Origin of the sequence: Streptomyces sp. RKAG290 (assembly GCF_023701695.1) — a bacterium.
GTDB lineage: Bacteria > Actinomycetota > Actinomycetes > Streptomycetales > Streptomycetaceae > Streptomyces.
This window is the reverse complement of the sequence record NZ_JAJOZC010000001.1, coordinates 2,913,223-2,933,254: the sequence shown is the minus strand read 5'-3', so window position 1 is coordinate 2,933,254 and position 20,032 is coordinate 2,913,223. Positions and strand designations below refer to the sequence as shown.

15 protein-coding genes and 1 pseudogene are annotated in these 20,032 nt (G+C 72.1%); 9 read left to right on the top strand and 7 right to left on the bottom strand.

Annotated features, from left to right (window positions below; all coding sequences use genetic code 11):
• Positions 1-41: 41 nt before the first annotated feature.
• The 3 genes from LNW71_RS12580 to LNW71_RS12570 are packed head-to-tail and all read right to left on the bottom strand — an operon-like array spanning position 42 to position 3,213.
• A complete protein-coding gene (locus tag LNW71_RS12580) occupies positions 42-1,691 on the bottom strand; it encodes a transporter (RefSeq protein WP_250968320.1) in 1,650 nt (549 codons plus the stop codon).
• Positions 1,688-2,518, bottom strand: a complete 831-nt coding sequence (locus tag LNW71_RS12575) for an ABC transporter ATP-binding protein (protein WP_250968319.1) — start codon at positions 2,516-2,518, stop codon at positions 1,688-1,690. Before LNW71_RS12575 ends, LNW71_RS12580 begins: the two co-directional genes overlap by 4 nt.
• Before the next feature lie 38 nt (positions 2,519-2,556).
• A complete protein-coding gene (locus LNW71_RS12570) occupies positions 2,557-3,213 on the bottom strand; it encodes a bifunctional DNA primase/polymerase (protein WP_250971980.1) in 657 nt (218 codons plus the stop codon).
• Between the two features lie 321 nt (positions 3,214-3,534).
• On the opposite strand from LNW71_RS12570, the gene LNW71_RS12565 reads away from it, so the two are divergent.
• Positions 3,535-4,917 (top strand): transcriptional regulator, encoded by a 1,383-nt coding sequence (locus tag LNW71_RS12565; RefSeq protein ID WP_250968318.1) that lies wholly within the window; start codon positions 3,535-3,537, stop codon positions 4,915-4,917.
• A 264-nt stretch (positions 4,918-5,181) separates the two neighbouring features.
• Complete coding sequence (locus tag LNW71_RS12560) at positions 5,182-6,753, top strand: hypothetical protein (RefSeq protein ID WP_374119521.1); 1,572 nt, start codon at positions 5,182-5,184, stop codon at positions 6,751-6,753.
• A gap of 202 nt (positions 6,754-6,955) precedes the next feature.
• Here the strand turns inward: LNW71_RS12560 and LNW71_RS12555 are convergent, their stop codons facing one another.
• A complete protein-coding gene (locus tag LNW71_RS12555) occupies positions 6,956-8,236 on the bottom strand; it encodes an ABC transporter substrate-binding protein (RefSeq protein ID WP_250968316.1) in 1,281 nt (426 codons plus the stop codon).
• 174 nt (positions 8,237-8,410) lie between these two features.
• Between LNW71_RS12555 and LNW71_RS12550 the strand changes: the two genes are divergently transcribed.
• The 3 genes from LNW71_RS12550 (at position 8,411) to helR (ending at position 12,185) form a co-directional block, all read left to right on the top strand.
• Positions 8,411-8,857: a hypothetical protein gene (locus LNW71_RS12550; protein ID WP_250971979.1), complete on the top strand. Its 447-nt coding sequence runs from the start codon at positions 8,411-8,413 to the stop codon at positions 8,855-8,857.
• Positions 8,858-8,885: 28 nt separating this feature from the next.
• The gene (purU, locus tag LNW71_RS12545) at positions 8,886-9,788 is read left to right on the top strand and encodes a formyltetrahydrofolate deformylase (RefSeq protein ID WP_250968315.1); all 903 of its coding nucleotides are present in this window, start codon (positions 8,886-8,888) and stop codon (positions 9,786-9,788) included.
• A gap of 231 nt (positions 9,789-10,019) precedes the next feature.
• Complete coding sequence (helR, locus tag LNW71_RS12540; protein WP_250968314.1) at positions 10,020-12,185, top strand: RNA polymerase recycling motor ATPase HelR; 2,166 nt, start codon at positions 10,020-10,022, stop codon at positions 12,183-12,185.
• 12 nt (positions 12,186-12,197) lie between these two features.
• Here the strand turns inward: helR and LNW71_RS12535 are convergent, their stop codons facing one another.
• Positions 12,198-13,565 carry a zf-HC2 domain-containing protein gene (locus LNW71_RS12535; RefSeq protein WP_250968313.1) on the bottom strand — a complete coding sequence of 456 codons (1,368 nt, stop codon included), beginning with the start codon at positions 13,563-13,565 and terminating at the stop codon, positions 12,198-12,200.
• Positions 13,562-14,158, bottom strand: a complete 597-nt coding sequence (locus LNW71_RS12530; RefSeq protein WP_250968312.1) for a sigma-70 family RNA polymerase sigma factor — start codon at positions 14,156-14,158, stop codon at positions 13,562-13,564. Before LNW71_RS12530 ends, LNW71_RS12535 begins: the two co-directional genes overlap by 4 nt.
• Positions 14,159-14,461: 303 nt before the next feature.
• Between LNW71_RS12530 and LNW71_RS12525 the strand changes: the two genes are divergently transcribed.
• Both LNW71_RS12525 and LNW71_RS12520 read left to right on the top strand, forming a co-directional pair.
• The gene (locus tag LNW71_RS12525) at positions 14,462-14,836 is read left to right on the top strand and encodes an STAS domain-containing protein (RefSeq protein ID WP_250968311.1); all 375 of its coding nucleotides are present in this window, start codon (positions 14,462-14,464) and stop codon (positions 14,834-14,836) included.
• Positions 14,837-14,941: 105 nt separating this feature from the next.
• Positions 14,942-15,463, top strand: a complete 522-nt coding sequence (locus LNW71_RS12520) for an EF-hand domain-containing protein (protein WP_250968310.1) — start codon at positions 14,942-14,944, stop codon at positions 15,461-15,463.
• Positions 15,464-15,976: 513 nt separating this feature from the next.
• Here LNW71_RS12520 and LNW71_RS12515 read toward each other — a convergent pair.
• Positions 15,977-17,529, bottom strand: a pseudogene (locus tag LNW71_RS12515) (class I adenylate-forming enzyme family protein).
• Between the two features lie 144 nt (positions 17,530-17,673).
• Between LNW71_RS12515 and LNW71_RS12510 the strand changes: the two are divergent.
• Both LNW71_RS12510 and LNW71_RS12505 read left to right on the top strand, forming a co-directional pair.
• The gene (locus LNW71_RS12510; protein WP_250968309.1) at positions 17,674-18,867 is read left to right on the top strand and encodes an amidohydrolase family protein; all 1,194 of its coding nucleotides are present in this window, start codon (positions 17,674-17,676) and stop codon (positions 18,865-18,867) included.
• Positions 18,868-18,874: 7 nt separating this feature from the next.
• The gene (locus LNW71_RS12505; protein WP_250968308.1) at positions 18,875-20,032 is read left to right on the top strand and encodes an acyl-CoA dehydrogenase; all 1,158 of its coding nucleotides are present in this window, start codon (positions 18,875-18,877) and stop codon (positions 20,030-20,032) included.

Below are 20,032 nucleotides of genomic sequence, written 5' to 3'. Positions count from 1 at the left end.
CCACCGCCGCCCGGCGACGACGGGCGACGACGCCCGCCCCGTCACCCCTTGCTGACCGCCGCCAGGATCTCCGGCAGCCGGTCCGCCGTGCGGGGAGCCGCCACCCGCAGCCCGGCCCAGGCGATCAGAGCCCCGTACACCGCACCCACCGGCAACAGCAGCCACAGCCACTCCTGCCCGCCGGAGAGATGCAGCCAGATCGTCAGGCCGATCACCGGGGCACACAGCAGCGCCGCCGAGACCATGCCGCCGAAGATGGAGATCCAGGCGAGCCCGGCCTGCCCGGGCGCCACGTTCTTGAACCCACCGTCCTGCGGGATCGAGTACGGGAAGTTCGCCGAGGCCACCGCGCCCGTCGCCAGCATCGCGCCCAGCAGCGCGAACGACAGCCCCATGACCCCCGGCAGCGCCCCCCAGTCCCCGAGCACCGCGGACGTCACCACGGTCACCAACACCGTGTAAGGGAGCGTGATCAGCAGCAACGCCAGCGCGCGCGCCCGCAGTTCCTCGTAGGCGTCCCGGGTCGAGGAGATCGCCATGGCCACCATCCAGAACGCGGAGGTGTCCTGGCCGAACTGGTTGTACATCTGGATGCCGAGCATCCCGGCGGCGAAGCAGGCGAAGTAGACCGAGCCGGTGCCCTGCAACGCGTTGAGCAGCGGCACGATCAGCCCGATCGCCAGCGCCGTCACCCACGCGGCCTTGGTCTTCGGGTCCCGCGCGACGTACCGCAGGCTGCGCTGCATCACCGTGCCGGTCCGCCCCTCCGGGAACAGCGCCCAGAGGCCGGAGCCGCGCGTACCGGACTTCTTGCGGTTCGGCTCGGCGGCGGCCAGCGTCGAGCCGTCCGGTGCCGTCATCAGCTTCACCAGGCTGCGCTGCCACAGCCACATCAGCAGGGCCAGCGCGGCCACGGAGAGCAGCAGTTGCAAGCCGGCCCGCCCGTACGAGCCGTCGGCCGCGGAGCCCACGGACGCGATCGCCGATGCGGGCGGCAGCCAGCGCACCACGTCAGCGGCCGGGTCGAGGGCGGAGAGGCCGCCCGCCTGGCCGAGCCGCTGCGCCCCGAAGTTGACGACCTGGATCCCCACCGCGATCACCAGCCCGCTGAGCACCGCCAGATCGCGGCCCTTGCGGGACGTCAGCAGGCGGCTGTTGGCCGTGGCGACGGTGCGCGCCAGCGCGACGCAGACCAGCAGGGTGAGCGGGGCGGCCAGGACCGCGAAGACCGCCGCACCCGCCCCGTGGGCCACCGCGATCACCGAACCGGCCGCCAGGCAGAGCGTGAACAGCGGCCCGATGCCGACCAGCGAGGCCATCAGCAGCGCGGCGATCAGGGGCCTGGGCCGCAGCGGCAGCATCACCAGCCGGCTCGGGTCGAGGGTCTCGTCCCCGGCGGCGAAGAACAGCGGCATGACGGCCCAGCCGAGCGCCAGCACCGCGGCCAGCAGCACCACGAGCGAGCCGGCATGGGCGTTGCCGCGCAGGGCGATCAGCCCGATCAGCTGCCCCGCGGCCACGAGCAGGGTGACCACGACGGACGCGATGTACGCGGCCCGGCGGCCGGCCGACTGCCGCAGCCCGTTGCGCAGCAGCGTGAGTTTGAGCCGTACGAAGACGGGGACCAGGGCCGTGCCGTCCGTACCGCCCGTCCGGGGGCCGGTGCCGGCCGGGGCGTCGAGCACGCTCATCGGTTGCCGCCCAGCCAGTCCAGAGCGGTGCCGGTGTCGCGGTCGCCTGCGCCGACGAGCTCCAGGAAGGCGTCCTGCAGCGTGGACGCCTCGCCGCGCACCTGCGCGAGAGTGCCCTGGGCCCGGATGGTGCCGGCCGCCATGACGGCCACCCAGTCGCAGAGCGACTCGACGAGCTCCATCACATGGCTGGAGAAGACGACGGTCGCCCCGGAACGCGTGTAGCGCTCCAGCACCCCGCGGATCGTCTGCGCCGACACCGGGTCGACGCCCTCGAACGGCTCGTCGAGGAAGAGCACTTCGGGGTTGTGCAGCAGCGCGGCCGCGAGCCCGATCTTCTTCCGCATGCCGGTGGAGTAGTCGACGACCAGCTTGTGCTGGGCACCCGCCAGGTCCAGGACGTCCAGCAGCTGGGTGGCCCGGCTGTCCGTCTCGGGGCCCGGAAGCCCCCGCAACCGGCCGGTGTAGCCGAGGAGTTCACGTCCGGAGAGGCGCTCGAAGAGCCGCAGTCCCTCGGGCAGGACACCGATGCGGGACTTCACCTCGACCGGGTCGCGCCAGACGTCCCGTCCGCCGACCTCGATCCGGCCCATGTCGGGGCGGAGCAGCCCGGTGACCATGGACAGGGTGGTGGTCTTTCCCGCGCCGTTGGGCCCCACCAGGCCGATGAACTTTCCCGCGGGCAGCTCCAGATCGATCCCGGCCACCGCGGTCTGCTCGCCGAACCGCTTCCACAGCCCCTCCACGCGCACCGCGGGCGGCGTCGCCCGCGGTACCTCCGCCTCCGCGGCCCGCTGTGCTCCGTCGGTCTCTGTCCGGTCCGGCATGGCGCCCGCCCTTCGATGTCCCCGTGTCTGGGGACACCCTACGAAAGGCGGGCCCGCGCGTCGGCTGCTTCCCGGCCACAGGCGTAGGCGAGCGGGCTCATGAGCTCCTCCACCTCGGGCAGCCAGCGGTTGGCGGTGGTGGGCCGGCGGGCCCACTGCACCACTCCGCTCCCGCCGACCCGGGTCGGCGGGGCCGCCACGTAATGGCCCTCGCCGCGGGCGCGCAGGTCGATCGCCGTGGCGTTCCAGCCCAGCTTCTGGGCGAGGGCGTCCACCTTGTCGGCGGCGCCGGGCAGCACGAAGAACTGCATCCGGCGGTCAGGGGTCCGGGTGACGGGTCCGAGCGGCAGGCTCAGCCGCTCCATCCGGGCCAGCGCCAGGAAGCCCGCGGACTCCGGCACGTCGATCGCGTCGAAGCCGCGGCCGGTCGGCAGCAGGACGGCGGCCCGGGGGTGTCGGGACCACATCCGGCGGGCCGCCGCGCCGCTTCCGGTGGCCTGGCCCGCCCAGTCGGCCCGGGTGGGATGGGCACCGGGCGCGGCGCAGCCGGCCTCGCCGCACGAGCACCGCTCCGCTCCGTCGCCCGGCTCCAGCCAGGTGCCGGGGCACACGTCCCAGTGCCGCTCCTCCGCGTAGCGCACGGCGGCATCGAGCGGTTGCTCGACACGCTGTTGGGGGACCGGCGCGGCTTCCATGACTCCGATGGGCTCTTCCACGCACAGCACAACTCCCCCCGCCACCTGGGGTTACGGGCGTGGCGGGTGCGGTTACGGCGCAACGCTCCCGCATATGGGGCGCATCGATGCACCGGTGGGGGCGCGCGGGAGGAGTCGTGGCGACGAACGGGTAGCCATATACGGGAAATCCGGCACAGTTCGCTAGGCACTCTAGCGGGCTTGCCGTGACGAAAGTTGCGAGAAGCGATGAAAGTGACCAACACGATGAATCGGTGCATTTCTCAGGCATATGTCGGGCAGTGATCCAGCAACGATCACTGCGGCCTCAGGGGGAGAAACATGGCAGCCAGGCCTCTCGTCGCACGCCAGCCGAACGAACGGCTCCAGGCGCTCATTCAGGAAGCCGGATGCTCCAACGCGGGCCTTGCCCGTCGCGTCAACATGGTCGGGGCCGAGCGCGGGCTCGACCTCCGTTACGACAAGACCTCGGTGGCCCGCTGGCTGCGCGGACAGCAGCCACGCGGCAGGGCGCCGGGCATCATCGCCGAGGCGCTCGGCCGCAAGCTCGGCCGTACGGTCACGATCGACGAGATCGGGATGGCCAACGGCAAGAACCTGGCCTCCGGCGTCGGCCTCCAGTTCGCCCCGACGGTGGTCGGGGCGGTCGAGCAGGTCTGTGAGCTGTGGCGCAGCGATGTCGGCCGTCGCGACTTCCTCACCGGTTCGGCGGTCGCGTCCTCGGCCCTGGTCGAGCCCAGCCGGGACTGGCTGATCAGCGGCGCGGACCCGCAGGTCGCGCGGGCGGCCGGGGCCCGGGTAGGGATGCCGGACGTGGAAGCGGTGCGGGCGATGACCACCGCACTGGTCGACCTCGACCACCGGTTCGGCAGCGGCCATGTGCGCCCGGTCCTGGTGCACTACCTGAACAGCGTGGTCTCCGGGCTGCTGTCGGGGGCGTACCGCGAATCGACCGGCCGGCAGCTGTTCGCGGCGGTCGCCCGGCTCACCGAGCTCGCCGGGTACATGGCGATCGACACGGGCCAGCCGGGCCTCGCCCAGCGCTACTACATCCAGGCCCTGCGGCTGGCGCAGGCGGCGGGCGACCGCGCCTACGGCGGCTATGTGCTGGCCGCGTCGATGAGCCATCTCGCCGCCCAGCTCGGCAATCCGCGGGAGATCGCCCAGCTGGCCCGGGCCGCGCAGGAGGGGGCGCGCGGGCGGGTCACACCGCGGGCGGAGGCGATGTTCTACGCGGCCGAGGCGCGGGGGCATGCTCTCCTCGGTGACGCCGGCACCTGCCAGGCGGTGGCGGGCCGGGCGCTGGCCGCGCTGGAGCGCGCCGACCCGGACAGCGGTGACGATCCCGACTGGATCGCTCACTTCGACCACGCCTACCTGGCCGACGAGCTGGCGCACTGCCATCGCGACCTGGGGCAGGCGGAGGCGGCCGCGCGCCGGGCGAAGGAGTCGTTGGACGGTCTCCCGGAGTCCCGCGCCCGCCGCCGCGGCATCGGCCTGGCGCTGCTGGCCACGGCGCAGGTGCAGATGCGCGAGGTGGAACAGGCCTGCCACACCGGGACCCGGGCGATGGAGTTACTGGGCACGGTGCGCTCCAGCCGGGGGGCGGAGTATCTGGAGGACCTGCAGCAGCGTCTGGTGCCGTACGGGGAGGAGTCCGCGGTACGGGAATTCGGCGCCCGCCTGGAGCTCCAGGCGGCCTGACCGGGAGGGCGCGGGCCGACCCCATTTCCCCTGTCCGAGCAGGGGTTTGTGCCCGCGCACCCTTAACAGCGCCTTAAGGCGGCTGGGTGTTACTGCCCGTGTGAAGGGTGAGTGAGCGACCTCACGCGCTTGGCGGACGGCGGCAACCACCCGATAGCGTGAGCCGACGATTCCATAGGTTCACACGTAGGAGTCCCGGTGACAGAGAGCGGACAGGGCGACGAGCAGCAGCTCCCTGCTGTACGACCCGCGCACGAGGGTGTCGTGCTGCCCGCGGGTGGCGGCGAGCCCTGGACGCCGGGGGGACCGGCGGACCAGGCCGCCCCGGCGGGCGGCCGGCCCTGGGGGCAGCCCTGGGGGCCGCAGGCGCCCGGCCAGGACGCCGCGTCGCAGGGACAGAGCCAGGACCAGGCTTCGTACGGGGGCCAGGGCCGGCAGGACCAGGCTCCGTACGGGCAGCAGAGCCAGTACGGGCAGGGGCAGCAGCCCCCGGCGTACGGGCAGCAGGGGCAGTACGACCAGCAGCAGGCGCCCGCGTACGGCCAGGAGCCGCAGGGCGGGCAGGCGTACGGCCGGGAGCCGCAGGGCGGGCAGGCGTACGGCCAGGACCAGCAGCAGCACCAGCAGCAAGGGCAGCAGCACCAGCAGCAGGGACCGGCCTACGGGCAGGCTCCGCAGGACAGGCCGCTGCCGGCCGCCCAGTCGCAGAGCCCGTACGCCCAGCCGCTGCCGCCCGAGGCCGTGCCCGGCATGGGCGCGGGCGGGGACGCGGATGCGACGCAGTACATCGCGCCGGTGCCCGCCGGGCCCGGTCCGGGCGGGCTGCCGCCGGAGAACCCGGCGGAGTCCACCCAGTTCCTGGGCCGCGCCCAGCAGCAGGCGTACCAGCAGTCGGCGGCCGGTCAGTCCGCCCCGTCCGGGCCGGGCGGCCAGGACGCGGACGCCACCCAGTACATACCGCCGGTTCCCGGCGGCGCCCCGTACGGCATCCGGCCCGGGACGCCCGGCGAGCGGCCGCCGCCCGCCGAGTTCGACAACCTCTTCCGCAGCGACGAGCCGGCCGGCGCCACGCAGCAGATGCCCCGGTTCGATCCCGCGCAGCAGCAGTACCAAGGCGCCCGGCAGCCTCCGCAGGCCTACCAGCAGGCGCCCGCGTACACCGGCCCCGAGGACGGACTGCCGCCGGGCGGGCGGGACGAGCGGCGCAAGAAGTCGGCGCACATCCCGCTGATCGCCGCGGTCGTCGTGGGCTGCGCCGTGATCGGGCTCGGCGCGGGCGCCCTGCTGAGCGGCGGCGACGACGAGGACAAGGACGGCAAGGCGCCGGTGGCCTCGGCCAGTTCGCCCGCCGCCAAGTCCTCCGAACAGCCCCCGGCCGACCCGGCGAAGCCGCAGGCCGAAGCGCTCGACAAGCTCCTCGCGGACAGCAACAACAGCCGGGCCGCGGTCATCGGAGCGGTGGAGAAGACCAAGACCTGCAGCAACCTCGACCAGGCCGTGGCGGATCTGAAGGGCGCCGCCAAGCAGCGCCGCGACCTGGTCACCCGGCTCAAGGAGCTGTCGGTCGACAAGCTGCCGAACAACGGCCAGTTGACCGCGTCGCTCACCAGGGCATGGCAGGCGTCCGCGTCCGCCGACGACCACTACGCCGCCTGGGCGGCGCAGGCCAAGAGCAAGAAGGTCTGCAAGCACGGCAAGGCCCGTACGACCACTCAGACGCAGCAGGCCAACGTGCAGAGCGGCGAGGCCAGCAAGGCCAAGCGGCAGGCGTCCGGGCTGTGGAACACCATCGCGACGAAGTACGGCCTGACCGAGCGCGAGGCCACCGCGCTCTGAGCGCGGGGCGGGCGGGCCTGACCCGCCCGCCCGGTCTCAGAGGCTGTCGGGTGATCTGCGATCAGGCGGCCACGCCCTGGCGCGCACGCTTCGCGCGTTGCGGAAACGTCCTGGCAGCTCCGCTGCAAGGACTTCCCGGCGCCTTGGAATCGCACGCACCGGACCGCGTCCGCTTGCCGGTCTCAGGCCGCCCGACAGCCTCTCAGCTGGTCGCGCTCGCGTCCGCCAGGGTCTTCGTCACGTCCACGAAGCCCTTCCGGTCGGCGACCAGCCTGCCGTGGCGCACCACCTGGAACGTCACCTTGCTGTTCACGATCCGGGGATACGAGCCCGAGCCGATCATGTCCTCGTAGCGCCAGCGCAGCACGGGGGTGAGCCCGCCGGTGTCGACCCGGATGCCCTGGTTGAGGGCCTTGATGACCTTCCGGGCGGTGATCTGCGACTCGTGCAGCGTCTCGACGATCGACTTCAGGGCGGTGTAGGCGATCCAGGTGGTCTGCACGCCCGTGTCGTCCGGGTCGATCCGGTTGTCGCCGAAGGCGTGCTTGCGGATCACCTGCCGCATCCGGTTCCAGCGGGCGTCGCCCGAGTCCGGGTACCAGCCGGTGACGTACGCGCCTTCGAACGGGCTGCTGCGGCCGCCGCTGCGGTCGATGAGCGGTTGCCCGATGCTGCCGAGCACGGAGGAGATCCGGACCGCGCCGGCCGTCGGCTCCAGCCGCCGGAACGAGTCGAAGAACGTCTCGGTGCGGTCGCCGAGCACGGCCGTCACGCACCCGCCGTCCGGTCCGGCGCCGGCGAGTGCCCGTCCGGCCGCGTCGTCGTACGAAGTGGTCTCCTCCGCCGTCCGGATGTCGACCGGCGCGGGCCGGTGGGCCGCCGTGAGGCCGGTCCGCAGGAGCCAGGACTGCCCGTCGCCGCCCAGTGTGTCGGGCCGCACCAGCGAGACCCGGTCGCAACTGCGCGCCAGCTGCTCGGCGTTGCCCGCCAGCAGGGCGGACTGTCCGCCGGCGACCGGATAGGAGGTATAGCTCCTGAACTCCTCGTCGGAGGCGCCGTAACCGCCGATGTACGGGATTCCGGCGACCTCCAGCGGCACCGTGAAGGCCCGTCCGTAGCGGCTGTAGGAACCGAGGACCGCGACCGCCTTCTCCTTGACGGCCCGCCGGGCACAGTTCCCCGCGCCGATCGAGGTGTCCTGCTCGTCGCAGGTGACCACCCGCAGCCGGTGCCCGTCGATCCCGCCGGCGCCGTTGATCCAGCGGGCGTACGTCTGAGCCATCGCGGTCATGCCCGCCATGTTGACGGCGTCCGGACCGGAGGTGCCGCTGGGAGCCCAGGTGACGACGGTGACGGTCTCCCTGGAGTCCCCCGAGGCCCCAGGGAGCGCGCCGCAGCCGGACAGCAGCAAGGCCCCCGCCGCCACCGCGCCGGTGAGCAGCCTTGAGGAGCGGGAAGGGATGGGGCGTTGCCGTCCGGTCATGGGGACAGACCTTTCCCGCCCAGGGGTAACACCGCAGTGTGCCCCGTTCAACGCTCGGTGACATCCAGGTGAATGGCAGGGGCCCGTACGGAAGGCCGGAAAGGGAACGTACGATCGACAACCGTGCAGCAAGGTTCCGAGAACACTTCCCGTCGCGGCCGTCGCTCCTCCACCATGGGCGGCATGCCGCTCAATGACATTCCGTGGTGGCGCTGGCGCAGCAACGTGCGCTCGGCGCTGCACATGCTCTCCGACCCCGTCTTCCATCACGAGTGCTGGCTGGCCGGCCGGGAGGGATACGGCGACGTCACCGACGCCGTGTACCGCCTGGTCGAGGACACCTGGCTCGACAACTGGTCCGCCGAGAAGTACGTCGGCACGGTCTTCCGGGACTCCGGCGAGGCCGCCCTGGTCGACGTCGCCGTGCTGCGGGTGCTGCGCATCATGCACCAGGTCGGCGCGGACGCCCCCGTGTCCGCCTATCTGGAGCATCACGGCTGGCCGGAGGCCATCCGGGCCGCCCGCGAGGCCCATGTGCTGCTCGCCACGAACGACGGCGAGGACCCGGACGTCCCGCCGCGCTCCCTGGACGTGCTCCGCATCATGACCAGATCGGCCTGATGTCCGGGCGGTGTGGCACCCTACGGGGATGACCGCGCCGCAGCCTGCCGATTCCGTTGCCTCCGCTGTCCCGGACACCATGTCCGAGCAGTACGTCCTCACGCTCTCCTGCCCCGACAAACAGGGCATCGTGCACGCCGTGTCGAGCTACCTCTTCATGACCGGCTGCAACATCGAGGACAGTCAGCAGTTCGGGGACCACGACACGGGTCTCTTCTTCATGCGCGTCCACTTCTCGGCGGACGCCACGGTCACCGCGGAGAAGCTGCGGGCCAGTTTCGCCGCCATCGGGGACGCCTTCCGGATGGACTGGCAGATCCACCGCTCCTCGGAGCGCATGCGGATCGTGCTGATGGTCAGCAAGTTCGGCCACTGCCTCAACGACCTGCTGTTCCGTTCCCGGATCGGGGCGCTGCCGGTGGAGATCGCGGCGGTCGTCTCCAACCACACGGACTTCGCCGAACTCGTCGCCTCGTACGACGTTCCCTTCCGGCACATCCCGGTGACCAGGGAGAACAAGGCGGACGCGGAGGCGCAGCTGCTGGAGCTGGTCCGCGAGGAGGATGTGGAGCTGGTCGTGCTGGCCCGCTACATGCAGGTCCTCTCGGACGATCTGTGCAAGCAGCTCAGCGGCCGGATCATCAACATCCACCACTCGTTCCTGCCGAGCTTCAAGGGCGCCAAGCCGTACCACCAGGCGCACGCACGCGGCGTGAAGCTGATCGGTGCGACGGCCCACTACGTGACGGCCGACCTCGACGAGGGGCCGATCATCGAGCAGGAGGTCGAGCGGGTGGGTCACGGCGTGACTCCGGACCAGCTCGTCGCCATCGGACGTGATGTGGAGTGCCAGGCGCTGGCGCGTGCGGTGAAGTGGCACGCGGAGCGGCGCATCCTGCTGAACGGCCGGCGCACGGTGGTCTTCGCCTAGGGGCTTTCGTTCGGATCAGCCCGGCGTGAGGGGCCCTGGTCACCAGGGACATCTCACCTGGATCGGGCCGGGTTCGCGGGGATCCGGCCGGATCCCCTCCCGCAGCTGAGTGCGGGCCCACCTCTTGCCACTTTCAACTTATAGCGCACAGGGGGGCTTGCCGCAAGGCCCCCGTCCTGCCGCAGAATCATGCGCCGAAGGCCAGATTCCGCGGAACCGGGAGAGCACGAAGTGCATGACACCGACCCCCTGACCACCAGTGCGTTCGATCTTCCCGCCCACCTCGCCCCCAAGGCCGACCCGGCGCTGATCTCCGGCGACGAGCGGCACTTCGCGGCCGTCGCGGAGCGCCTCGACCAGTCGATCGCCGAACTGTCCGGCCAGCTGGAGGCCGAGCGCAGGGCGCCCGGCGGCAAGGGCCGCCAGGCGATGGACCGGGACGCGGAGATCTACCGGCTGAGCGCCCGGCTGCGCACGCTGCGCCGCTTCGGCCTCGACCTGTGCCTCGGGCACATGGTCGGCGAGGACAGCCCCGAGCCCGTGTACGTCGGACGGCTCGGCCTCACGGACAGCGCGGGAACCCGGCTGCTGATCGACTGGCGTTCCCCCGCGGCCGAGCCGTTCTTCGGAGCCACCCACGCCAGCCCCATGGGGCTGGCCAGCCGACGCAGATACCGCTGGACCCGCGGCCGGATCAGCGACTACTGGGACGAGGTGTTCACCCCGGACGGGTATGCCGGGCACGCCGCGCTCGACGACCAGTCCGCCTTCATCGCGAGCCTGGGCAGCAACCGCTCGGCACGCATGCGGGACGTGCTCGGCACCATCCAGGCCGACCAGGACGCCATCATCCGGGCGGGCTCCCGCGGCGCACTCGTCGTCGACGGCGGTCCCGGCACGGGCAAGACCGTCGTCGCCCTGCACCGCTCCGCCTACCTGCTCTACTCCGACCCGCGCCTCGGGCACCACCGCGGCGGCGTGCTCTTCGTCGGCCCGCACGAGCCCTACCTGGGGTATGTCGCCGACGTCCTGCCCAGCCTCGGTGAGGAGGGCGTGCAGACCTGCACCCTGCGGGACCTCGTCACCGAGGGAGCGGCGGCCTCGCCCGAGGCCGACCCGGAGGTGGCGCGGCTGAAGTCGTCCGCGGAGCTGGTGAAGGCGATCGAGACGGCCGTCAGGTTCTACGAGGCGCCCCCCACCAAGGGGATGACGGTCACGACGCAGTGGTCCGACATCCGGCTGAGCGCGGACGACTGGGCCGTGGCGTTCGACGGGGCGCCCGGTGTCGCGCACAACGAGGCGCGCGACCAGGTCCTGGAGGAGCTGCTCACGCTCCTGGTGGAGAAGTACGACGGTGACGTCCCGCCGGAGCTGCTGCGCAAGTCGCTGCTGCAGGACAGGGAACTGCTCGCGGCCTTCGACCGCGCGTGGCCGCTGCTCGAAGCGGCCGAACTCGTCGGGGACCTGTGGTCGGTGCCCGCCTACCTGCGCAAGTGCGCCCCCTGGCTCGCCCCGGACGAGGTGGCGCGGCTGCAGCGCCGCGACGCGCAGGCCTGGACGGTCTTCGACCTGCCGCTCCTGGACGCGGCACGGCAGCGGCTCGGCGACCCGGAGGCGTCGCGGCGGCGGCGCCGGAACGAGGCCGCCGCGGCCGCCGAACGCGCGCGCAGGGCCGAAGCCATCGAGAGCCTGCTGGAGAACACCGTGATCGACGAGAGCGAGGGCGCACTCGGGATGCTGCACGGACAGGACCTGCAGGGAACCCTGGTCGACGCGTCCGCGCTGCCCGGCGCCGAACCGGACCTGCTCGCCGGGCCGTTCGCGCACGTCGTCGTGGACGAGGCGCAGGAGCTGACCGACGCCCAGTGGCAGATGCTGCTGCTCCGGTGCCCGTCCCGCAGTTTCACCATCGTCGGGGACCGCGCCCAGGCCAGGCACGGATTCACGGAGTCGTGGCAGGAGCGGCTGGAACGGGTCGGGTTCGACCGGATCAGCCTGGCCTCGCTGAGCATCAACTACCGGACGCCGGAAGAGGTCATGGCACAAGCCGAGCCGGTCATCCGGGCCGTGCTCCCGGACGCCAACGTGCCGACCTCCATCCGCAGCAGCGACATCCCCGTCGTGCACGGATCCGTCTCGGAGCTGGACTCCGTCCTGGACACCTGGCTCGCCACGCACGCCGACGGCATCGCCTGCGTCATCGGCGATCCCGCGTTCCGGGCGACGTCCCGCGTCCGGTCGCTGACCCCGGAGCTGTCGAAGGGGCTCGAATTCGACCTGGTCGTCCTCGTCGACCCGGAGGCCTTCGGCAACGGGATCGAAGGAGCGGTCGACCGCTATGTCGCGATGACCCGGGCGACCCAGAAGCTCGTCATCCTCACGAGCGGGACGGAGTGAGGCGCGGTCGGCTCAGAGCCGGCTGAGCGAGGCCGCCGCGAAGAGCACGTCCCGGATGGCCTCGCGGTCCCCGCGCTGACCGGCCGCCGCTTCCACGGGCGGCACATGGCCGGCCACCAGCTGGCAGAACTCCGTGCCGTCCAGGGCGACCTGCGCCACCGTGTGGTCGGGGGAGCCGAGCGCGGCGGGGGAGTCCAGCGCGATGTACCAGTTGCCGCCGCCCGAGCCCTCGACCTCCAGATGGAGCGAGCGGCCCGGGGAGCCGGCCGTCACCAGATGGCGGGCCGGCCCGGCGAGCCCGGCCCGCCGCCGCTCGGCCAGCGCGGCCGGCAGCAGCCGGGCCGCCAGGTCGATCATCCGGTTGAGGTGGGCCGCCGAAGGCGCCTCGTACGGGTAGTCGACCGCGTCCGCGATGTCGCCGCCGTGCACCCAGCACTCGAAGGCCCGGTCCAGCAGGGCGTCCCGCAGCGGCAGTGCGAAGTCGCCGTAGGAGACGGAGAGATCAGCGACGCCGCGGCCGGCGAAGGACACGGTGCGGATGAGGGCGTGGCTCTGGTCGCGCCACGGTTCGCGGACGGTACGGGTGGGCGGCCGCCGGGCGGACGACCAGTACGTCTCGGTGCGCGCGGTGGGGGTGAGCGGCAGCCCCGGGGAGCGGCGCGGGGTGCCCGGGACGCTGTCGGCGAGCGGGTCGTCGAGGCCGAGGGCGCTGCTGATCAGACCGTCGACGGTCATGAGGTGACCGATGACCCCGGCGACCGTCGTCTTGCGGTTCACCGCGCGCTCGCCCTCGAACCACTTCAGCCGCACCGGCGCGTGCCACTCCGAGGAGCCGATGTCCCGCAGCAGCGCATCGAGCCGGGCCGTCTCCGCGTCGTACGGGGACGCCCAGTCCGGTACCGGGATCTTCGCCGGCCGGCGGCTCAGGCAGTTCTCCAGCACCCGGGTCCTGAGCAGCGGATCGAGGTCCAGGCTGCCGTCGGCGTGCAGCAGGCCGACCGCGTCGCGCAGCCGCAGGGCCTCGTCCGCGCAGGGGGCGCACTCCGTGAGGTGCGCCTCGACGGCCTCGGTCTCCTCGGCGGAGCAGGCGGCCAGCGCCCAGGCGCCGAGCAGGGCCTTCAGGACGCGGTGCGGCAGCACCAGGGCCGGCGGGCCCGGGTGGCCGGGCGGATCGGACTGCTCGGACCGCCCCGGATGGTCAACGGTCGCTTCCGGCTGCGGCGGTACGGCTTCCGGCTGCTGGGGTGCGGGTGGTGGCGGCAGGGTGACGTGACCCATGTCGAGGTCGTCCGCGGCGGCCCGCGGGCCCGGTATGCGACGGGCGCCCCGCACCTCGTCGTCCCGCCCGTCTCCCTCGCACCCGTCCGCGTCGTCGTTCACAGCGGCCGTCCGTATCCGGGCGGCGAGGAGCCCTCCAGCGGCCGGGTGTGGGCGGTGGACAGCAGCTGCAGCCCCAGCCGCAGCCTGCGCCGGGCCTCGTCCTCGGTGACGCCGAGGTCGGCCGCGGTCTGCCGGTAGTCCCGGCGCTGGATGTACGCGAGCTCCAGCGCGGCCCGCAGCGGCGCGGGCATGGAGGCGACGATGTAGTCGGCGCGGGCCGCTGCGGTGGCGCGGCGCACCCGCTCCTCCAGCTCGGCCGGGTCCGCGCGGGCCCCGCCGTCCTCCTCGTCCCCGTCCGGCGTCGTGACGGCGGTACTGCGCAGCCGCTGCACGGACTGGCGATGGGTGAGCCGGGCCACCCAGGAGCGCATGGAGCCCTGCTTGGGGTCGTAGGCGTCGGGGTTCTCCCACACGAACCCGAAGACCTCGCGGGTCACCAGGTCCGCGGCGCTCTCGTCGTCGAGCATCCGGTGGGCCTGGCTGTGCACGAGCGCGGCGAACCGGTCGTAGAGCTCGCCGAGGGCGGCCGCCTCACCGCGTGCGAGCCGCTGCTGCATCTTGCGGTCCCAGCGGGGTGGTGCGTTTTTAGCCATGAGACCCCCAGCCTGTGCCCCTCGACCTGTACCCCTCGTCACATCGAATGTAGTCGGATGCACTGACCACGCACGCCCTTTTGCGGCAAGTACGTCCCCGGGAACGCCCTGGATGGTAGGGAATGCGGCGCACCTCGACGGCCGAATCGGACCTGAAGTGATCATTTCTGCCGTAAACCCTTCTGGGCCTTCCTGGGGAAGGCGGTGTTTCATGGTGGTTGGCCCTGGGCAGCCGCGAGGAGGAACGCAAACTTCCGGATCGCTGGAATCCGCCGGGATCCCCGGAACGAGAGGCCCAGTCGCGTGACACTGAAAGTGGCCGAGACCGAACGGGGCGTATGGACCGTTCTGCATATTTGCGGCGAACTGGACCTGGTGACCGCGCCTGTTGTCCGCCAGTCCGTCCACGACGCGGTCGCCGTCGGCTGCCACGATGTCGTGCTCGATCTCTCCGAGGTCCTGTTCTGCGACTCCAGCGGTGTCGGTGTGCTGATCGCCTCGCGCCGGCTGATGCGCTCCTGCGGGGGCCGGCTGCGGCTGATCCTGCCCGCCCGGGGCGCGGAGGAGGGCTCTCACGTCAACCGGGTGCTCGCGGCGCTCGGCGTGCGTCGGCTGTTCGAGGTGTACCCCGACTGGGATTCCGCCGTGGACGACGAGGCCCAGCCGCTCTCGGCCTGAAACGCCTGCTCGGAGGCCGGTCGGTGCTGTCGTTAATACCGGGTTGTCACACCGGTGAAGCACGTAAGTGACACGGGACCCCTGTGGGCGTCGTACGCTCCCCGCATGGACAGCGCAGAGTATGAGCGCAAGATCGCCTTCCGTTTCGCCGCCTTCGACCAGGACGGCAACGGGTACATCGATCGCGCGGATTTCAACGCCGCCGCGGCCCGTCTGCTCACCGAGTTCGGTACGACGGCCCGTTGCGACAAGGGCCAGGCTCTCTACAGCGGGGCCGAGGCATTCTGGCAGGGCATGGCGGGCATCGCCGACGTCGACGGGGACCAGCGCGTCACCCGCGAGGAGTTCGTGGGCAGCGCGGTGAAACGGCTGCGTGACAACCCCGAGCGCTTCGCGGAGATCGCCCGCCCCTTCCTGCGCGCCGCGATCGCCGTGGCCGACCAGGAGAACGACGGGGCGGCCGCGGTGCCGGCCGTGGAACGGGCGCTGGGCGTCCTGGGCGCGAGCCCGGACGCGGCGGCGTTCGCTGCGCAGAGCCTGGACGCGGACCGGGACGGGCGGATCGCGGAGGCGGACGCGGTGGCGGCGTTCGCCGCGTACTTCACTGTGATCGAGCCCGACGCGTAGCCCTCGGCCGGGCGGGCGGGGTGGGTGCCGTGGCTGCGGGGTCCCCTTGGTTCGGGGTTCCGTCCTCAATCGCCGGACGGGCTTGAGTTGCGCGGGTTGCCCCGTGGGGTGCGCTGTGCCCGGTGGGTGGGGGGGTGCCCCTCCGGGGCGTCTCCTCAGAAATGGCGTGTTCGCCCGGGTCCGCGAGGGACCCGGGTCCTACGCCATTTCCTGCGGGGACTCCCCTGCACGTCCCCACCCCCTGTATCGGTCGCGTCTGCACACCGGCCCCAATGACCGTCGCAGACGCGGGACGGCCGGTTCGGGGCCGTGCAGGGGAGTCCCCGCAGGACGACGAACAGATACCCGGGTCCCCTTGCGTTGCGGCGGAACGTTCGTCGTTTGAGGAGACGCCCCGGAGGGGCACCGGACCACCACCCACCGAACACAGCGCACCCCCCACGGGGCACCCGACGCCACTCCAAGCCCGTCCGGCGATTGAGGACGGAACCCCGAGCCCGGGGCCGGGCAAGCTCACGAACGCCCCGCGAACCGCTCCCGTAGCCGGTACTTCAGTACCTTCCGCAGGGCCTCGTTGCGGGGGAGCGCGTCCACCACCTCCAGTTGTTCCGGGAGTTTGTGGACGGAGAGGCCCTCCCCGCGCAGGTAGGCCGTGAGCTCGGGCAGGGACAGTGGCGCGGCGCCCGCGGGCTGTTCCACCACCGCGCAGACGCGTTCGCCGCGCTCCTCGTCCGGGAGGCCTATCACCGCCGCGTCGCCGATGCCGGGGTGGCGGGCCAGGAGGTCCTCTATCTCCTTCGCCGAGATGTTCTCGCCCTTGCGGATGATGATGTCCTTCAGCCGGCCGGTGAGCACCAGGTGCCCGCTCGGCCTGAGGTGCCCGACATCGCCGGTGATCAGGAACCCCTCCGCGTCGAAGGCCGTGTCGGACGCGGCCGGGTTCAGGTAGCCCCGGCAGACGGCCTCGCCCCGTAGCCGTACCTCGCCGTCCGTCCCGTACGGCAGCGGCTTGCCCTCCTCGTCGGTGATCCGTATCTCCATGCCCTCGGGGGGCCGCCCCTCCGTCTCGGCGAGCTGTGCCGGCGTGTCGTCCGGGGAGCCCATCGTGATCATGGGGACCTCGGTCATGCCGTACCCGTGGGTGAGCTGGACGCCCATCTCGCGCACCACCGAGTGGTAGATCTCGGGGGTTTGGGTGCGCCGCCCCCCGCCAGCAGGCGGAGTGTGGGGATCAGCCGGACGTCCGGGGCCTTGCGCTGCTCGGTCAGGAACATCGAGTAGAACGCCGTGGAGCCGCCCGCGACAGTGACCCCGTGGCGCCAGTAGCCCGCCAAGGCGTCCGGCATCGCGAAGTGCTCGAACAGCACCGCGGGGAAGCCGTACAGCAGCAGCATCACCGAGTAGTCCGGCCCGGCGACATGGGCGAACGGGAAGGCCATCGAGCCGGTGTCGTCGGCCGACAGGTGCAGCGCGTGGGCGAGGCAGGAGCCGCCCGCGATCAGGCTGCGGTCGGTGTGCAGGACGCCCTTCGGGTCGGATGTGGTGCCCGAGGTCCAGTAGATCCAGCGCACCGGCGTGCCGTCGGCCGGCGGCGGGGGCAGGATCGCCGGGTCGCCGTCCGGGAGCGTCCCGTACGCCTCGAAGACCTGCGGCGGGTGTTCGAGCTCCACCGCCAGGCGGCCGGCCATCGCCGCGTGGTCGAAGCCGCGCCAGGTGCCGGGGACGGCGAAGAACTCGGCCTTCGACTCGCGCAGCGCGAAGCCGATCTCCCGGTCGCGGTAGAAGGGGATGAGGGGCGTCTGTACCGCGCCGATCCTGGTCAGCGCGAAGGACAGCAGTGCCGTCTCCAGCCGGGTCGGCAGCTGCCAGGCGACCACACTTCCCGGCCGCACCCCCATGGCGTACAGCCCGGCCGCCACCCGCTCGCCGCGGGCCCGCAGCTCGCCGAAGGTGAGCGTGCGGTCGTCCTGGATCAGGAAGGGCCGGTCCGGTGTCAGCGCGGCACGGCGTTCGATGAGCTCCCAGAAGGTGCCCGATGCACCCAGGGAGTGTGCGGTCTCGTTCACGGCGAACCCCTCACAGCTGACGGGTAGTCAGATCGTGCGCAGAGCGTAGAGCGCTGTGCCTTGTCGGTCCAGGGGTGCGGGGCTAGCCTGTGGGCGACGTCAATCTGACGGGCCATCAGAAAAACGTGCGCCGAAGGGGACACCATGACGGAACTGCCTCGGATCGTCAGCGTCGACGACCATGTGATCGAGCCGCCGCACCTCTTCTCGGCCTGGCTGCCCGCCAAGTACCGCGAGCGCGGGCCGCAGCCGCTGACCGCGGGCATCGGTGAGCTGGCCTACACCGCCGGCAAGTACGTGATCACGATGGACCCGGACGGGCCGCCCACCGACTGGTGGATCTACGAGGACCTCAAGTTCCCGTACAAGCGGAACATCGCCGCCGTGGGCTTCGACCGCGACGACATGACGCTGGAGGGGATCACCCGGGCGGAGATGCGGCCCGGCTGCTGGGACCCGGCCGAGCGGCTGAAGGACATGGACCTCAACCACGTGGAGGCGAGCCTCTGCTTCCCCACCTTCCCGCGGTTCTGCGGGCAGACCTTCGCGGAAGCCCATGACAAGGAGGTCGCGCTGGCGTGCGTGCGCGCCTACAACGACTGGATGGTCGAGGAGTGGTGCGGGGACAGCGGCGGCCGGCTGATCCCGCTCTGCATCATCCCGCTCTGGGACATCGATCTCGCTGTCGCGGAGATCAGGCGGAACGCGGCGCGCGGGGTGCGGGCGGTCACCTTCTCGGAGATCCCGACCTATCTGGGGCTGCCGTCGATCCACACGGGGTACTGGGACCCGTTCTTCGCCGTCTGCCAGGAGACCGGCACGGTCGTGAACATGCACATCGGGTCCAGTTCGCAGATGCCCGCCGCCTCCCCCGACGCCCCGCCCGCCGTGCAGGCCTCGCTCTCCTTCAACAACGCCATGGCCTCGATGATGGACTTCCTGTTCAGCGGAGTGCTGGTGAAGTTCCCGCAGCTCAAGCTCGCCTACAGCGAGGGCCAGATGGGCTGGATCCCGTACGCCCTGGAGCGCGCCGACGACGTCTGGGAGGAGCACCGGGCCTGGGGCGGGGTGCGTGACCTGATCCCCGAGCCGCCGTCCACGTACTACTACCGGCAGATGTTCTGCTGCTTCTTCCGGGACAAGCACGGCATCGCCTCGCTCGATGTCGTGGGGCGTGACAACGCGACGTTCGAGACCGACTACCCGCACGTCGACTCGACCTTCCCGCACACCAAGGAGGTCGCCCTCGACCACGTCAAGGGGCTGGACGAGGAGACCGTCTACAAACTGATGCGCGGGAACGCGATCCGGATGCTCGGCCTGGACCTCGACAAGTAGGCGCGCGGTGGACCTCTCATACACGCAGGAGGAGCAGGAGTTCCGGGCGCGGCTGCGGGAGTGGCTGGCCTCCGTGCTCCCCGGGCTGCCCGCGAGGCCGGACCCCGGCGACTGGCCGGGACGGCGGGCCTACGACTCCGGCTGGCAGCGGCTGCTGTACGAGGCCGGCTACGCGGGCCTGCACTGGCCCGTCGACGCGGGCGGCCGGGGCGCCACCCCCACCCAGCACCTGATCTTCCTGGAGGAGACGGAGCGGGCCGGGGCGCCCTACGTCGGGGCGAACTTCGTCGGGCTGCTGCACGCCGGGCCCACCGTCGCCGCCGAGGGCACCGCGCAGCAGCGGGCCCGCTGGCTGCCGCCGGTGCTGCGCGGCGACGAGATCTGGTGCCAGGGGTTCAGCGAGCCCGGGGCGGGCTCCGACCTGGCCGCCCTGCGGACCCGTGCGGTGCGCGACGGCGACGACTACGTGGTGAGCGGGCAGAAGATCTGGACCTCGCACGCCGAGGTCGCCGACTGGTGCGAGCTGCTGGTGCGCACCGACCCGGCGGCGCCCAAGCACCGCGGGATCAGCTGGCTCGCCATGCGGATGGACGACCCCGGCGTCACCGTGCGGCCGCTGCGCACGCTCGCCGGGTCCACCGAGTTCGCCGAGATGTTCCTGGACGAGGTGCGGGTGCCCGTCGCACACCGGGTGGGCGCCGAGAACGACGGCTGGCGGGTCACCATGGTCACGCTCTCCTTCGAGCGCGGCACGGCCTTCGTCGGTGAGGTCGTGGCCTGTCGCCGCACCCTGGACGCGCTGGCGGCCGAGGCCCGGCGCAGCGGACGGTGGGACGACGCGGTCCTGCGGCGGCGGCTGGGCAGGCTCAACGCGGAGTTCCGGGCGCTGTGGCGGCTCACCCAGTGGAACGTCAGCGAGGCGCAGAGCAGCGGCGGCGTCCCCGGGACCGGCGGCTCGGTCTTCAAGCTGCGCTACTCGCACGCCCGCCAGGAGCTGTACGAGGCGGCGGCCGAGGTGCTGGGCGCCGGTGACGCCCTCGACCTGGACCGGGAGTGGGTGCTCGACCGGCTCTCCTCCCTCTCGTACACGATCGCCGCCGGTACCTCGCAGATCCAGCGCAACATCGTCGCCGAGCGGATTCTCGGCCTGCCGAAGGGGCGGTGA